Source organism: Mesorhizobium tamadayense, from assembly GCF_003863365.1.
Classification (GTDB): domain Bacteria; phylum Pseudomonadota; class Alphaproteobacteria; order Rhizobiales; family Rhizobiaceae; genus Mesorhizobium; species Mesorhizobium tamadayense.
The window spans coordinates 88,647-103,858 of the sequence record NZ_RQXT01000010.1; the positions used below are offsets into that span (position 1 = coordinate 88,647).

The following is a 15,212-nucleotide window of genomic DNA, read 5'->3' on the forward strand; positions in this document are numbered from 1 at the left end:
AAGATTGAAGGTGTGTTGCAAAGCTCGAGGCTGGCATGTCTCTTTCCGGGAAACGCCGAAGGGGGCTTGAGCTATGACAACCAGTATCGAATTCGACACCGTTTCCAATTCCTGGCACGAGCACGCGTCTGTTGGCGAACACCCGATTTCGGGTGTCCAAGTCGCCCAGGCCTCCGGTGGCCAGGCGGCACCCGCGGCAGGCGAACCTGTACCGGTCGATGTGGGCAGCGGAGCGCCGGCGCAGGGCGCGGCCAACGCACAGAACGCACAAGGGGCAGACAAGCCGGCGGCGGACGCCAACGCTCCTGCCTCCAATGCTCCTGCCGCACCGGCGGCGAACGCGGCGGCCTCGAATGTTCCGCATGAATATCACGCCGATGCCGGCAATGTCGTGAAGCTTCCGGCCAATGTCTCGATCGACAACATCAAGGTCGACGGCCACAACCTGGTGCTGGTGCAGCCCGACGGATCCGAGATCGTCATCAAGGACGGCGCGCTGAATGTGCCTACCTTCATCATCGGCGATGTCGAGGTGCCGCGCGTTGCCCTGATCGCGGCTCTTGAAGCCAGCCATGTCGATGTCGCCTTCGGCGCCGATGGCTCGATCTCGGCGGGTGGAAATGCCTCGCCCAGCGCCGGCGGAAATTTCGAACATCCCGCAGGCGGGATCGGCGACGGCTTCGGCCTGACGTCGCTCCTGCCGCCGACGGCATTGCAGTTCGGCCAGCCGGAGAACCGTGAGCTGTTTCCCTCGATAATCGACAGGCAGGTTTCAGTGGTGGCCACGTCATTGCTGACCCCGGACGAGGCGGCCAGCGAAACCGGCCTCGACGGCGGTCCTTCACAATCGCCGGGCAGTGACGCGCCGAGCGACGCGGAAACGTCCAGCATCGGAGCGATCACCATCGACGCGCCGGACGGTATCGGCTCGATCGTCATCAACGGCGACACCGTGACCGGCGTCGGGCAGCAGATCCAGGGCCAGTTCGGCTACATAACGATCGTGTCATTCGATCCGATCACTGGTGCTATCGAATACAATTACACGGTGACCGAGTCGGTCACCCATCCTGAACAAACGAACGGATTCGACCCCAACGATACGGTTCCGGACAATTTCAGCGTCACGGTTACGGATTCCGACGGCGATACGGCTAGCGCCACTTTTGCCGTCGCCATCATCGACGACGTGCCGACGGCGGTGGCCGATACCGACAGCATCGCGGCCGGCCAGTTCGGCCCGGCGACGGGCAATGTGCTGGTTGGCGGCACGGATGGCGCCGACGCCAATACGACGGACGGCGTTGCCGACACCAAGGGCGCCGACGGCGCCACAGTGGTTGGCGTCGCGGCCGGCGACACCAATGTCGATGTCGACAATGCCGCCACGCTCGGCGTGCAGATCCAGGGCACCTACGGCAAGCTGACGCTGGCCGCGGATGGCACCTACAGTTATGTGCGCGACGCCGGCACGCCCGGCGGCGTCAACGACGTCTTCACCTATACGATCAAGGACGGCGACGGCGACACCTCGCACACCACGCTGACCATCTCGATCGGCAACTCGACGCCTGTGATCACCGACCTGACCCCGGAAGCCAATGGCGGCGATGTCGTCGTCAATGAGGACGACCTGCTGGCCAGCCGCGGCGCTGGCGAATCGGACGGGTCGGACATTTCGAAGGAAAGCACCGCCCAGGGCGGCACCTTCACTATCTCTTCGCCCGACGGCATCGCCTCGCTGAACATCGGCGGACACGACTTCATCACCAATGGCACGTTCACTGCCGGTTCCATCACGACGCCACTCGGCAACACGCTGACGGTGACCGGCTACAACGCCGCCACCGGCGAGGTGAGCTACACCTACACGCTTGTCGACAACGAAGCGCATGCCGCTGTTCAGGGCACCAACAGCCTGTTCGAGAATTTCGACGTTACGTTGACCGACCTGGACGGCCAGAGCGCCAACAGCACGCTCTCGGTCAAAATCGTCGACGACGTACCGACGGCAACCACGGAAGACCCGCAGAACATCGCTGAAGGCGCGACGATCACCGGCACGCTGGACTTCGTCGCCGGCGCCGACGGTGCCACGGTGACGCATATCGACGGCACGCTGCTGGTCTTTGGCCAAGACGGCTACTCGCAGGCGATCGACATCGGCGACGGCTCCATCAAGGTCAAGGCCGACGGCAGCTACTCCTTCACCGCCGAGAATCCAGTGATCGGCACGGGCGCGGCATCAGCGACCTACACCGTGACTGACGGCGACGGCGACACGTCAACGGCCGGCATCAGTTTTGTGGTGACGGACGCAAATCATCCGACCACAGGCTCGGCGTCGGCCGCGGTCGACGACGACGGGCTGGCCGGCGGCAATACGGCGAGCACGACGGGCGACATCGCGGTCCCGAATACCGATGGCGACAACAACGAAACGACGTTCTCGGGCACGCTCGGCGGTAGCGTCGGCGGCGACGGCGCCGGCGCCAATGGTTTCTCGTTCGCGACCCTCAACGGCACCTCCGGCACGGTTGGCCAGGAGAACGTCACCTACAACTGGAACGCCGGCACCAACACACTGACGGCAACAGGCCCGCGCGGGGACCTGTTCACGGTTCATGTGACGGATCCGGCGACCGGCGCCTATACGGTGACGCTGCTCGACAACGTGCTGCAGGCGCAGGGACCCAACAATGAGAACAACGCCACGGTTGATCTCGGCTATGTCATCACCGACGCCGACGGCTCGACGGCGCCAGGCACGCTGACCGTCACCTTCAATGACGATGCTCCCACCGCAAGCACGGAAGCCTCGCAGAACGTCGCCGAAGGCGGTACGATCACCGGCACGCTGGACTTCGTCGCCGGCGCCGACGGCGCCACGGTGACGCATGTCGACGGCACGCTGCTGGTCTTTGGCCAAGACGGCTACTCGCAGACTGTCGACATCGGCGACGGCCTCATCAAGGTCAAAGCCGACGGCAGCTACTCGTTCACCGCCGACGCTCCTGTTGTCGGCACGGGCGCCGCATCCGCAACCTACACGGTGACAGATGGCGACGGCGACACGGCGACGGCCGGCATCAGTTTCGTCGTGACGGACGCAAATACCCCAACGAGCGGCACGGCCTCGGCCGCGGTCGACGACGACGGGCTTGCCGGCGGCAATCCGACGAGCACGACAGGCGACATCGACGCCAATGCAGGCGAGGTTCCGCTGAGCGCCAGCGAAGCGATCTTCAACGGCACGCTGGGCGGCAGCCTCGGCGGCGACGGCGCCGGCGCCAACGGCTTCTCGTTCGCGACGCTGGACGGAACCAACGGCACGGTCGGCCAGGAGAACGTGACCTACAGCTGGGATTCCGGCACCAACACGCTGACGGCGACAGGCCCGCGCGGCGATCTGTTCTCGGTGCATGTGACGAACCCGGCGACCGGCGCCTATACAGTGACGCTGCTCGACAACGTGCTGCAGGCCCAAGGTCCCAACAACGAGAACAACGCGACGGTCAACCTCGGCTATCTGATCACCGATGCCGACGGCTCGACGGCACCGGGCACGCTGACCATCACCTTCAATGACGACGCGCCGACGGCTTCGGTCGGCACGGTCGCGGACGGCGGCCTGACGCTGGTGACGCAGGATGCCCAGACGATCGGCGGCGCCTCCGACACGGCGAGCGCGAGCTTCGCGGCTGCCTTCCTGGCGGCGGTGACGCCGAGCTACGGAGCCGACGGCGCCGGCACGACGGTGATCAGCGGCTACACGCTGACCGTCGCCGACGCGGCTTCGGGCCTGACCAGCCAGGGTGAGGCGATCACGCTGACCAAGGTCGGCAACGACATCGTCGGCTCGACGGCCTCGCATGGCGAGATCTTCAGGATCGCCGTCGATGCGTCCGGCACGGTGACGCTGACGCAGTCCCAGCAGATCGACCACCTGCCCGAGGATGTCGATGCCACCAACGACAACTTCCACATCGACCTTGCCGCCGGCAAGGTGACGCTGTCGGCGACAGCGACGGTGACGGATGGCGACCACGACACGGCGACGTCGACGGTGAGCGCCGATCTCGGCGGCAACATCGGCTTCGACGATGACGTGCCGTCGCTGACGGTCGGCACGGTCGCGGACGGCGGCCTGACGCTGGTGACGCAGGATGCCCAGACGATCGGCGGCGCCTCCGACACGGCGAGCGCGAGCTTCGCGGCCGCCTTCCTGGCGGCGGTGACGCCGAGCTACGGAGCCGACGGCGCCGGCACGACGGTGATCAGCGGCTACACGCTGACCGTCGCCGACGCGACTTCGGGCCTGACCAGCCAGGGTGAGGCGATCACGCTGACCAAGGTCGGCAACGACATCGTCGGCTCGACGGCCTCGCATGGCGAGATCTTCAGGATCGCCGTCGATGCGTCCGGCACGGTGACGCTGACGCAGTCCCAGCAGATCGACCACCTGCCCGAGGATGTCGATGCCACCAACGACAACTTCCACATCGACCTTGCCGCCGGCAAGGTGACGCTGTCGGCGACAGCGACGGTGACGGATGGCGACCACGACACGGCGACGTCGACGGTGAGCACCGATCTCGGCGGCAACATCGGCTTCGACGATGACGTGCCGTCGCTGACGGTGACTGCGGCTCCGGCGACCAAAGTCGCGCTTGACGAGACCGCGACCTCGAGCGGTGTCGCCACGATCGACACCGGCGCAATCGTAAAAGGCAACGATCCCGATGTGTCGGGCTCGGGCTACATCTCCACGGCAACGAGCGCCGGAGCGCTGGTGACGGTCAACGCGCTGTTCGGCGCGGATGGCGCCGCTGCCTCGGGCAGCACTGTCTACGTGCTGACGGTTACGAACGCCAACTCGGGCCTGACGCTGACGGACGGCTCGGCGATCAGCCTGCAGCTGGTCAATGGCGCGGTCGTCGGCGTCGTGTCCGGCGGCACGTTCAATGGCCAGGCGGCGTTTGCGATCTCGATCAATGCGACAACCGGCGCTGTGACGGTCGAGCAGTATCTGTCGCTCGACCATCCGGCCGAAGCGACGGCCGGCAACGGCTTCAACAGCTACGACGAGACCCTGACCCTGGCCAACGGCAGCCTCGGCGTGACCGTCACGGTCAAGGACGGCGACAACGACACGGCGACCAGCAACACGGCCGATGTGTCGAGCCAGATCACCTTCGACGACGACGGGCCGACTGTTCTCGACAAGACGGATCTCTATTTTGCCAACAGCGGGACCGTCAGCGGAACCGGCGTGTTCGACTACTCCATCGGAGCTGACGGACATACGACGTACAGCAGCCTCAATTCCGATTTTGCTGCCATCACATTGGCCGGAACTGTGGCGGGGAGTGCAATCACCGCGCCGACCGTGACTTGGACTTCGGAGACCTCGACGACGGCTGTCTTCAACGTCAGCTTCAGCTATCTCACGGGTGGGGTGTCCACCCAGGAAACAGGCACCCTCACCTTCGACAAGGTGGCGGGTACTTATACTGTTGATCTGGCCGATCCGATTTCCGCGGTGACGATCAGCACGGTGAGCAATTCGTCTTCTATCGTTGGATACGTGCCGGGAAGCTCGACTGTCGACAACACTCAACCGGATGTGGCGGTAGCCCAGGTCAATCCAAACCTGTTCATCCAGTTTACCGGCTATGCGGAACCGGGGTCTGGTACTGGGCCCGACAACCTGCAATCGGGTTCGCTTGACGGCAATTCGCTTACTTATGTGAATGGAGAATTGCTCACCCAGAGTTCGTCATACGTGTCGATCTCGGGCACAGCAAACGGCGTTGCCGGCGATACAATGGGCAAGGGAGAAGTCATGGATATGGACTTCTTCACCACGAACCCGACTGGATTTACGGGTCTGACACCCGATGCCCAGGTGAGCTCGATGTTCTTGAAGTTCGACGGCATCGGGAACTCCGAAGACTTCATCGTCATCCTGAAGCTCTATGACACGGTCGCCGGTACCTACACAACGAAGGCCATGTATGTCGAGAATTCCGACATCTTTAAGGGCGCGGGGACTGGTCCCGGTATCTACTCCGGCGTAACGCTCGACAACAATGACGGCCTGTTGATCATCGAATCGAATGACTACAATGCTGCCGGTCAGCATTACGTGCTGGTTGGAGCACAGATCACTCCGACCGATGAAGGCATCACCGGAACAGCCATCAATCTCAATGGCGCCATCGGTGCCGGCGGGGCGAGCACCACATTCCAAAACCTGAGTTCCGACAGCAATGACCTCGGGTTCAAGATCTCCGATATTGGGCTGGTCAGCACCACGACGACGGCCCAAAATGCCGATCTGACCTTCAATGTCATCGTGAAGGACGCTGACGGCGATACGTCGCCGGCACAGCAACTGGACGTTCACGTTGTCAACGGCGTTACCTATACTGGCACAGCGGATGCCGAGACCATGCAGGGCACGGCCAATGACGACACGCTGAACGGCAACGGCGGCAACGATATCCTGCAAGGATTTGCCGGAGCCGACACACTCGACGGCGGTGCCGGCAACGACATCCTGATCGGCGGGTTGGGGCTTAACCACATGACCGGTGGTACCGGCAACGACACGTTTGTGATCGATCCGTCCAAGCTTACGGTCCACGTGGCCGACGTCATCGCAGACTACACACCCGGCCAGGATGTTATCGACCTGTCAGACCTGCTCAAATCCCTCGGAGGCAACGCACCCACTACGGATGCGCAGGTAGGTGACTCGGTCAACGTTACCGTCTCGGGTGGCGCCGCTCACGTGATGGTCGACGACAATGGTACTGCCGCTGGCGGGAACATGGTCGAGGTGGCATCGCTGACGGGAGTTGGTGTCGGTTCTGCGATCACCATTCTTTATGATCACAACCAGCCGACTCATACGGAAACTGTGTGATCGATGCGTCGATGGAGCAAACTTGGTGGGCTCAGCTGCGTAGCGCGCGGTTGCAGAACTATGCTATGCATTCGCGAACATGAACTGGGGAATTTGGAGAGGGGTTAACATGAAGCATTCCGCAAGACTTCTGGCTTCGGCCACAGCGCTGCTGCTCGCCGGATCGACGGGCTTTGCCGCCGATATCATCGGCGAGCCGGCGGTGAGCTATTGCCGCACCGTCGGCACGTCGGACCTGGTGCTGACCGACAACATGGTCGAGCTCAAGGACAGGGTGGTGACGCTGATGGACGAGTCCATCGCCGTCGCCAACAGCCCGGAATGGATCAACTCGTCGCGCCCCGCCTTCGTCTGGGCTTCGGAAGCCAAGGTCGCCTGCGGCAAGGCCTATGGCTATCTCAAGACCAACTACAAGGACGAGGACTACCTCAACAAGTGCGAGTGCTTCCACGACCGCATGGTCGAGTACATGCACTGAGCTGACGGGCGAACGCCGATCGGCTGTGACGATGGCCATGAAAGCCTGGGCGGAGGCGCCCGCCTCCGCGCGCTCTGCGTCGGTTGCCTCGCATGCTGGCGCCGCGTGGCATTTCCGGCGCCGGTGCTCGCCAGCCTTGGCGCTCGCATTTGTCGTTGTGGCGGCCGTTTCCGGCTGCCAGTCGAAGAACGGCGCGTCGGATATGCTCGATCCCTCGGCGATCGCCGCTCCCGCAGGCCAGGCCGGCGGCCCCGCCGCCGCGCCTTCGCAGCAGACCGCCAGCCCCGCCGCAAGCACCGCCGCCAAGGCTAGCCAGACGCTCGGCACGGGCTCGACCAAGATCACCATGCTGCTGCCGCTCTCCGCCCCCGGCAGTGCTGGCGAGAACGGCAGGAAGATGTATGACGCCGCGCGGCTGGCGATGGCCGATCTCGGCGACAAGCTGGTGACGCTGACGATCGAGGACACGCGCGGCGACAGCGGCACCGCCAAGGACCTGGCGGTGAAGGCGATCACCTCGGGCGGCGTGAAGGTCGTCATCGGGCCGGCCGAGCTTCCCGCCGCGCAGCAGCTTGCCAAGCTTTCCGGCACGCAGCGGCCGCCGGTGCTGGCGCTGGCCGACAATTTCGCCGGCGGCCCGGGCGTCTATTCGGTGCGGCTCAGCGAGGCCGACAGCGCGGCGGCGGGCGCGGCAGCGGGCGCCAGCAAGGGCGCCAAGAAATTCGTGCTGCTGGTGCCGGCGGGCACGAGCGCCAACGCCATCGAGGCGCGTGTCACCAACGCGCTCAGCATCTATGGCGCGACGCTTGCCGTGACGCTTCCCTATTCGGCGTCGGACGGCGCCAAGGTGGTGTCGGACATGGGCTCGCTGGTCGAGGCGCCCGACGCCGTCGTCGTCGCCAGCGGCGACGGCAGCCCGATCGCCGTGCTTGGCGCGCTGAAGGCGAAAGGCATTCCGGGCAAGGCCGTGAGCCTGATCGGCACCGACCGCTGGCTCGAGCGTCCGATCGATCCGCTCTATGAGGGCGCCTATATCGCGACGCTCGACCAGAGCGAGACCGGACCGATCGCCGATCGTTTCAAGGCGACCTACAATTACCAGGCGGACGTCAACGTCGCCTACGCCTATGACATGGTTGCGCTGTCGGCGGGAATAGCGAGCTCGGTCGGCCCGGGCGGCTTCTCCAAACAGGTGCTGGAAAATGCGAGCGGCTTCCGCGGCTCGACCGGCCTGTTCCGCTTCCGCGCCGACGGCTCGAGCCAAAGATCGATGCCGTTTTTCAAGGTGGAAAAGGGTAGACTGAAACTGGTGGAGAAGCAGACCTCGGGGTTTTGAATTTCACTGGGGCGGGCGGGATTCGTTGGACTTTCTTAGAAAGCTTCTGATCTTGGCTGTTGTCGGCGCAGTGGGAGCTGGTGCCGTCGCGCTCATCGAACGCATGGTCTTTGAGCCGCCGAGGCCGGCCGTGTCCGGCGAGCAGCCACCTCTCCCTGTCATCAAGAAGAAGCCGGTGCGGCGATGGAAATGGCGCCTGACATAGCTGCCGAACGATCCCGGCTTTCAGCCTCCGCGAAGCTCGCGGTCTTTTGCCTGTGCTATGCCGGGCTAGCGGCCTACCTGTTTCCCGACACCTATTTCGCCGCGCTTGGCACGTCCAGGTTGAGGCTGCTTTATCTCTTGCTGCCCTTCCTGATACTGATCGGGCTGGTTGTAGCTGCAATCATCAGCCAACCACGAGCTCCGGCAAGCTGGCTGTGGCACAAACTGGCGTCGCGGGGACCGGGAGCGACAATCACGCTTGGAATTTTCATACTTTGCCTGGCTGCATTCACCGCGTTCAAGCACGAATTCTCGCAGATGGTGCCGTTTTTTGCCGATCAAATCCTGGCAAGGATCGACGCCGCCTTGCATTTCGGCGATCCCTGGAAGTGGGCGCGTGCCCTGCCTATTCCACACGTCGCGGATCGGGCACTCTACATCCTGTATTCGCAGCTTTGGTTCGTTGTGCTTGCCACCGTCGTCGTCGTCGCGGCCTGGCTCGACGACGCATCAAAGCGCCAAGGTTATTTCCTGTCGCTAATCACCTGTGCGGTCGTTCTGGGCGTGGCAGCAAGATTGGCTGCGTCATCGGCCGGGCCGATCTTTTACGACCGCCTGTTCGATCCGGATATGTTCGAAGATCTTATCCGATCGCTTAAGGCGAGCGATGCCGGACCAGACACCCTTCTCATCGCCGACTATCTTTATTTGTCGTATACGACCCATACGGCCTCGATAGGGACAGGCATTTCAGCGATGCCTAGCTTCCACGTCGCTATTGCCGTGCTGAACGCCCTTTTCCTTTCGAGCTTGAATCGATGGGTCGGTGCCGTAGCGTGGACCTATGCAGGCGTGATCCTCTTCGGATCAGTGTACTTCGGCTGGCACTATGCCATAGATGGCTACTTCTCGATCATCGCGACCATGGTGATATGGCGCTGTTGTCGGATATCGAAGAGGCCAAAGAGCCGATGAAGAAGTGTCAGATTTAGCCTAGCTGCTGCAGGATTCCGCTGCGGCTGGCCAGCATCACACCGCCATAGATCTGGAACAGGATTGCGCAGATCGCGGCAGCCGAGATCGGCACGCCGAACGGCACGACGCCTTTCCTGTCCATGTGCTGAATGTAGACACGGAATGCGCCCGCCGGCAGGAGAAAAGGGTTCTTGACCAACGCTGCGGTCGCCAGGGCGAAGACCAGCAGGAAAATCGTGAACACGACCAGACCGTTTCCGCCAATCAAAAGCGGCATAGCTGCCATCAGCTTCACATCGCCGGCGCCGAGCTTCCGCAGAGCCCAAAATGGAAACAGCGCCACGAACAGCAGGACACAGCCGATCGCGCTCAGACCCATATCCCACCACGACCCGGTCTGCACGGACACAAGCTGGAGCGAACCGAGGCCGAGGCATACCAGCAGCAGCACGTCACGATTGGCAATCTTCTGCGTCGTGAAATCGGTCCAGGCGATCCTGCCAAGAACCGGGATAGCCAGCGCCCTGAGCAACAGTGACGCGGCAAGCAACACGCTCATGACCGCTCTATGTTCCGCACGCTGGACGATAGCAGCTTCAAATTGTTGGCCACTGTCGGATCGTTGGGCGCGAGCTCATAGGCCTTGAGGAAATTCGACCGCGCCTCCTGCAGCTTGCCGCGCAGCAGATAGGAGTAGCCGACATTGTTGTAATATTCCGGCGTCGCGCCGAGCAGCCGGTAGGCGCGACTATAGGCAAGGTCGGAAAGGTCGAAGCGCCGGATGCGGTCGCAGGAAGCGGCAAGGCCCAGCCAGGCGACGCCGTCATTCGGCGCCAGACGGGTGGCCTTGTAGAAAAGGGCGCCGGCATTGCCGTAATTTTCGGAGCGGAACTGGGTCTTGGCCTCGGTGACCGCCTGGTCCGAAGCATAGTAGTCGACATCGCTGACCGTCTTCAGTCCGTCGAAGGTATCGCCGAAGGCGGTGTAGTCGCCTTTGGCGGGCTCGTTGGTGCGCACGACGCCCGTGCTGTCGGTCGATTGGCAACCGGCGAGCAGGAGCAGCAGCACACTAGCTGCGGCGGCGAGGCGCACTGGCCTTGTCATCTTATGCCCCAAGGAGCCCTCCGACTCAGTTTCAGAACCTAATCATATGACGTCTTAGAAGAAAATGCCCTTCATGCGAATGATCACTGGCAACAGTATCACCATCAGCACAACTGGAAACACGCAAAGCCCCAACGGGATCATCATTTTGACGGGCAAGGCGTTGGCCCGTTCCTCGGCGTGAAGGATCCGCTGGCTTCGCATCTCGTCACTGTAAACCCTCAAGGCGTCGGTCAGACTGGTACCAAGTTCTTCCGACTGTCGGAACAGCACTGCCAAGGCTCGTGCCTCGTCTAGCCCCAAGCGGTCGGCAAGTTCACGCAATGCCTCCCGCAACGGCTTGCCGGCGCGCATTTGCAGATTCATGATCGCAAGCTGGATGCCCAGCCATTTATGCGTCCCAGCCAGTTCGTTGCTGACCCGCTCTACCGCCGCTTCCAGACTCATCCCGGCATCGGCGCAAGTGATCATCATGTCCATGAAATCGGGAAAGCCGCGTCGGTAGATCTGCTTTTGCGCGTTCTCGAAGCGATCGAGCATAACGCTCGGGATCACAAGGCAGGCGAGACCGAATAGAGCGGAAGCGGCGTAAGGGATGAAAGGCGGCCATTGCGGCGGCAATATCGACGACAAGATCATGTAGGAGCCTAGGAAGCCCAGGCATACGACGCCTAGGCGACCCAAGGTGTAGATTATCGGCGCGCTGGACTGGTAAAAGCCCGCTCGGAACAGCTTGGCCTCGAGCGCATTTGGTTCCCCGCGCTCCTTCTCTACAGACCGGAAATAGGCATCGATCGGGCGCTGGGCAGCGATCTTCGCAAGTTTCTCCTGTCCCAGCAAAGACCGGCGGTCGCCAATGCCCTCGGCAATAAGGCTTTGCGCCACCAGTTTTCGTGTCTGCAATGCCGGCAGAAGGATCAGCCCCCCGAAAAGGAAAAGGGCGACCGCGGCCACAAAGACCGCAACGGAAACCAACAAACTCAGATCTAGTCCACTCGCAAACAATTCTGCGCTCGCCCCTCTTAGATATCGAAGGTAACCATTCGATACATGATGTAGTCACCCAGCAGCGCCCAAACCCCGAAAATCGTGAACGCAGGCAATATCAGCGGATTGTGCCAGACAGAGCCATAGTAGGCGGGTGCAGTGATCAGAAGGAGCAGGAACATCACAACCGGAAACATCGATATGATCCAGGCCGATACTCGACCTTCAGCCGACAGCGCTCTGATCTTCATTTTAAGTTTCTGCCGTTCGCGCAGAACCCGCGAAAGATTGGCCAGGATTTCGGTGAGATTGCCGCCGGTTTTGGATTGGATGGATAGTGACACCGACAGCAAATGCAATCCCTCGAAGCCGACCCGCTCCGACAGCTTTCGCACTGCCTGTTCCAGGCTGAGACCGAAAGTAATCTCGTCGGATACGATGCCGAATTCGGTCCCTAAAGGGTCAGGCATTTCACGGGCGACTAGGCCGATTGCGACCGACGCAGGATGGCCGGCCCTCAGCGAGCGCACGATCATGTCCAAGGCGTCGGGAAGTTGCCGGGCGAATTTGAGGATTCGTCTGTTGCGGGCTCGCCGCAGAACCAGCAAGGGCAATACGAAGCCGATGACGAAAAAGGCTATGATCCCCAAGAGCATCGGCAGACCGAACAGCAGTGTCAAAAGAAGCCCTACAACCAATCCCGCAAGCAGAAAGATCGTTGCAAAGAGGATCGGGTTCCCAGTGGTGCCCGATTGCGTGTAAAGCCTGTTCAGGCCTACCGCTCCGAAAAGGTAGTCGCCGGTGCTGGTCAGGCCGCGCTCGCGCAGAAGACCTTGCAGCGTCTGTTCCGCCGGTCCCTCCTCGCCGAGCCGCTGGAGCCGGCGATTGATAACGTTGAGCCTTACACGCCGCGCGGAATACGACACGTAGAACGACTCGACCGCAAGGATGACCGCGGCCGCCGCCAGCACGTAGATGAAATAAAGCAACGTCTGTCCGGTCAGCATTATAGTGCTACCTGCGGATTGAAGGCGTCCTTGGCAAAATGATGCCCCTGAGTGGCCGCCTCCTGGGCGAAGCGAGGACGGACTCCCGTAGCTCGGAACTCGCCTATTATAGTGCCGTCAGCAGCAACTTCGCGCCGAACGAAATGATAGATTTCCTGGAGCTGGACGACATTGCCTTCCATACCGGTAAGCTCCGAGATCGAGACAACGCGCCGGCCGCCGTCAGAAAGGCGCTGCGTCTGCACGATGATGTCGAGGGCCGAGGCGATTTGCGCCCGGATGGATTCATGGGTCATCGGCATGCCCGCCATGCCAACCATCTGCTCCATACGCGATATGGCATCGCGCGGCGTGTTGGCGTGAATGGTCGTCATCGAACCTTCATGGCCGGTATTCATGGCCTGCAGCATGTCGAAGGCTTCCTCGCCGCGCACCTCGCCGACGATGATGCGGTCAGGCCGCATGCGCAGCGCGTTCTTGACCAATTCGCGCTGGCGGACTTCGCCCTTGCCCTCGACATTTGGCGGACGGGTCTCCAACCGGCCAACATGCGGCTGCTGCAACTGCAGCTCCGCCGCGTCCTCGATGGTGATCAGGCGCTCCGCGCTCGGGATGTAGCTCGACAGCGCGTTGAGCAAAGTCGTCTTGCCGCTGCCGGTGCCGCCCGAAACCAGGATCGACTTGCGTGTCTGCACCGCGATCCTCAGCAACTCGACCATCGGCTGGCGGATCGAGTTGAATGCCATCAGGCGTTCGAGCGAATAGGGATTCTTGGAGAATTTGCGGATCGACACCAGTGGTCCATCCACAGAGATCGGCCTTACCGCGATGTTGACGCGCGAGCCATCCTCCAACCGTGCATCCACCATCGGCGAGGATTCATCGACACGCCGGCCAATAGCCGACACGATCTTGTTGACGATGCGCAGCAGATGCGCCTCATCACGAAAACGGATCGCGGTTTCCTCGATCACGCCACGCCGCTCAATAAACACCCGTTTATGGGTGTTGATCAGGATATCAGCGATCGAATCATCCTTGAGCAAGGGCTCGATCGGCCCGAGGCCCAGCATCTCATCGGCCGTGTCGCTGGTCAGTTGATCGAGCTCGCGCGCGTTCAAGGGAATATTTTTGACGCGCACGAATTCGCGCACGATCGGCCGGATTTCATTCAGGATCTCGTCCTTGGAAGCATTTTCAAGGGCGGTCAGATTGAACCTGTCTATGAGATGACGATGCAGGTCGACCTTGAGCGAGAGGAAATCGTCGCTCGCCTGCTCGGTCTGGACCGGCTGCACGGCCGCCGCGCCATTGGCCACCACGGGCGCCTGCGTTGATTGCGGCGTGCGCTGGTCACCCGGCCCTTTGATGAAGCGACCCAACATGCCGCAAACCCCTTGTAATTTTCCCCTGGCGTCGAAACTAAGCGTTAACCACGAGGGGCACAAGCGGCGTAGAGGACACACTGGACATATTACTTGCGACATAGTTAAAAAATAGAGATTCAAAAAATCGTTTTATTTTTGCGCTGCTCTGGTTCGCAGACCAAAGTCCTAGGACCTTTGGCGACACCCCCCGGCAAGAGCCCCTATAACCCATTTGATATAAACGTATATGTTCTACCCCTAATGTGCAGCTCTCTGGACGCGGATGTGGCCGAATTGTGAATGAATGGTTAAGATCACTTGAAAAACGAAGCGAATCAAGCTCTTGTCAAAATTGAAGGAGCTTCGATTCGAGTATTGAAGGGTTAAGGGACTGTTAATCCGTTTGACTCGGCTTTTTTGCGGGGCAAGGATTGAATTCGACGGGGGATGCTTGGGTATGGGGTTCATCCTTAGGCTCGTCTCGTCGGGTTCAAACCTCCAAAGGGAGAAATTGGCATGAAGAAGCTCATGACGATGGCCCGGCAGTTCCGCGACGATGAAAACGGCGCTGCTATGGTCGAATATTCCATTCTGATCGGCCTGATCGCCGTATCGGCGATTCTGTTCATCATCGGCATCGGCCTGTGGGTGACGGGTCGTTTCACCGGCCTTTGCACCGCCCTGAACAGCGCCAACGTTCCTGGCTCGTGCGGCTCCGGCACCGGTAGCTAATCGCTTGCAGTCTTTTCAGGCCCGGTCTTGGGGGCCGGGCCTGAATCAATTGCCGGACAGGCGGGGCTGATTTGTAGCCTTTTTGGGGTTG

Annotated in this window: 10 protein-coding genes; 5 read left to right on the plus strand and 5 right to left on the minus strand. The window is 61.6% G+C overall.

Going from position 1 to position 15,212, the window contains the following annotated elements; all coding sequences use genetic code 11:
* The first annotated feature begins 73 nt into the window (after nt 1-73).
* The 4 genes from EH240_RS10875 (at nt 74) to EH240_RS10890 (ending at nt 9,924) form a co-directional block, all read left to right on the plus strand.
* Complete coding sequence (locus EH240_RS10875; protein ID WP_124997996.1) at nt 74-6,931, plus strand: DUF5801 repeats-in-toxin domain-containing protein; 6,858 nt, start codon at nt 74-76, stop codon at nt 6,929-6,931.
* Between the two features lie 109 nt (nt 6,932-7,040).
* The gene (locus tag EH240_RS10880; RefSeq protein WP_124997998.1) at nt 7,041-7,409 is read left to right on the plus strand and encodes a hypothetical protein; all 369 of its coding nucleotides are present in this window, start codon (nt 7,041-7,043) and stop codon (nt 7,407-7,409) included.
* 136 nt (nt 7,410-7,545) lie between these two features.
* A complete protein-coding gene (locus tag EH240_RS10885; RefSeq protein WP_245435926.1) occupies nt 7,546-8,745 on the plus strand; it encodes an ABC transporter substrate-binding protein in 1,200 nt (399 codons plus the stop codon).
* A 189-nt stretch (nt 8,746-8,934) separates the two neighbouring features.
* Entirely contained in the window at nt 8,935-9,924 is a 990-nt protein-coding gene (locus EH240_RS10890; protein ID WP_167483992.1) for a phosphatase PAP2 family protein, read from the plus strand.
* Nucleotides 9,925-9,937: 13 nt separating this feature from the next.
* Here EH240_RS10890 and EH240_RS10895 read toward each other — a convergent pair whose 3' ends face one another.
* Genes EH240_RS10895 through EH240_RS10915 form a run of 5 tightly spaced genes read right to left on the minus strand, consistent with a single transcriptional unit; the run spans nt 9,938 to nt 14,407 of the window.
* Entirely contained in the window at nt 9,938-10,483 is a 546-nt protein-coding gene (locus tag EH240_RS10895) for a prepilin peptidase (protein WP_342634076.1), read from the minus strand.
* Nucleotides 10,480-11,028 (minus strand): tetratricopeptide repeat protein, encoded by a 549-nt coding sequence (locus EH240_RS10900; RefSeq protein WP_124998002.1) that lies wholly within the window; start codon nt 11,026-11,028, stop codon nt 10,480-10,482. The genes EH240_RS10895 and EH240_RS10900 overlap by 4 nt, the downstream gene beginning before the upstream one ends.
* A gap of 54 nt (nt 11,029-11,082) precedes the next feature.
* The gene (locus tag EH240_RS10905) at nt 11,083-12,006 is read right to left on the minus strand and encodes a type II secretion system F family protein (protein ID WP_425374783.1); all 924 of its coding nucleotides are present in this window, start codon (nt 12,004-12,006) and stop codon (nt 11,083-11,085) included.
* A 44-nt stretch (nt 12,007-12,050) separates the two neighbouring features.
* Nucleotides 12,051-13,022 carry a type II secretion system F family protein gene (locus tag EH240_RS10910; protein ID WP_124998005.1) on the minus strand — a complete coding sequence of 324 codons (972 nt, stop codon included), beginning with the start codon at nt 13,020-13,022 and terminating at the stop codon, nt 12,051-12,053.
* Entirely contained in the window at nt 13,022-14,407 is a 1,386-nt protein-coding gene (locus EH240_RS10915) for a TadA family conjugal transfer-associated ATPase (RefSeq protein ID WP_124998007.1), read from the minus strand. Before EH240_RS10915 ends, EH240_RS10910 begins: the two co-directional genes overlap by 1 nt.
* 498 nt (nt 14,408-14,905) lie before the next feature.
* On the opposite strand from EH240_RS10915, the gene EH240_RS10920 reads away from it, so the two are divergent.
* Complete coding sequence (locus EH240_RS10920; RefSeq protein ID WP_124998009.1) at nt 14,906-15,121, plus strand: Flp family type IVb pilin; 216 nt, start codon at nt 14,906-14,908, stop codon at nt 15,119-15,121.
* Nucleotides 15,122-15,212: the final 91 nt, after the last annotated feature.

What these genes read in the sequence shown, in the direction of transcription:
- EH240_RS10875 (WP_124997996.1), top strand. Translation starts at nt 74, where the DNA reads ATGACAACCAGTATCGAATTCGACACCGTTTCCAATTCCTGGCACGAG.
- EH240_RS10880 (WP_124997998.1), top strand. Translation starts at nt 7,041, where the DNA reads ATGAAGCATTCCGCAAGACTTCTGGCTTCGGCCACAGCGCTGCTGCTC.
- EH240_RS10890 (WP_167483992.1), top strand. Translation starts at nt 8,935, where the DNA reads ATGGCGCCTGACATAGCTGCCGAACGATCCCGGCTTTCAGCCTCCGCG.
- EH240_RS10895 (WP_342634076.1), bottom strand. Translation starts at nt 10,483, where the DNA reads ATGAGCGTGTTGCTTGCCGCGTCACTGTTGCTCAGGGCGCTGGCTATC.
- EH240_RS10900 (WP_124998002.1), bottom strand. Translation starts at nt 11,028, where the DNA reads ATGACAAGGCCAGTGCGCCTCGCCGCCGCAGCTAGTGTGCTGCTGCTC.
- EH240_RS10910 (WP_124998005.1), bottom strand. Translation starts at nt 13,022, where the DNA reads ATGCTGACCGGACAGACGTTGCTTTATTTCATCTACGTGCTGGCGGCG.
- EH240_RS10915 (WP_124998007.1), bottom strand. Translation starts at nt 14,407, where the DNA reads ATGTTGGGTCGCTTCATCAAAGGGCCGGGTGACCAGCGCACGCCGCAA.
- EH240_RS10920 (WP_124998009.1), top strand. Translation starts at nt 14,906, where the DNA reads ATGAAGAAGCTCATGACGATGGCCCGGCAGTTCCGCGACGATGAAAAC.